At 60.9% G+C, this 488-nt stretch carries 1 protein-coding gene; it reads left to right on the top strand.

Going from position 1 to position 488, the window contains the following annotated elements:
* The coding region (locus J5M56_RS24695; RefSeq protein ID WP_207938023.1) for an immunoglobulin-like domain-containing protein at positions 1–488 on the top strand (488 nt) is incomplete at both ends.

The following is a 488-nucleotide window of genomic DNA, read 5'->3' as shown; positions in this document are numbered from 1 at the left end:
GTCCCAGCACCAGCCAACACCGTCTATGTCGATGCTGGCAATGTGAGTGTGAATGTCACCGGCACCACCGGTGGTGACTTCGAGAAACTGGACGTCAGCCCGGCACCGGCTGTGACCGCTATCACCGACACCATCGATACCTCGACGGTGACTCTGACCGCGACCCCAAGCGTGGCCGAAGGCGGCACTGTGGTGTACACCGCCACCGTCAACGCCCCGGTTACTGGTGCTCCGCTGGTGATTACTTTGGCCAACGGCCAGACCATCACCATCCCGGTCAACGCAAGCTCCGGCTCGGTCGACTACGTTGCGCCAAACAACGTCTACAACACCAACACCCCGCTGACCAACAGCATCACCAATGTCACTGGCGGCAACTACGAGAAGCTGGAAACGGCTGGTAACCCAACCACTTCGGTTACGGATGACCCGGCGAAGCTCGATAGCACTGGCCTCACCCTGTCCGCTACCGGCACCGTCCAGGAAGG

Source organism: Pseudomonas sp. 51_B (genome assembly GCF_017491595.1).
GTDB classification, from domain to species: Bacteria; Pseudomonadota; Gammaproteobacteria; order Pseudomonadales; family Pseudomonadaceae; genus Aquipseudomonas; species Aquipseudomonas promysalinigenes.
The sequence above is the reverse complement of the archived record's forward strand: the minus strand, read 5'-3'. Positions and strand labels throughout refer to the sequence as shown.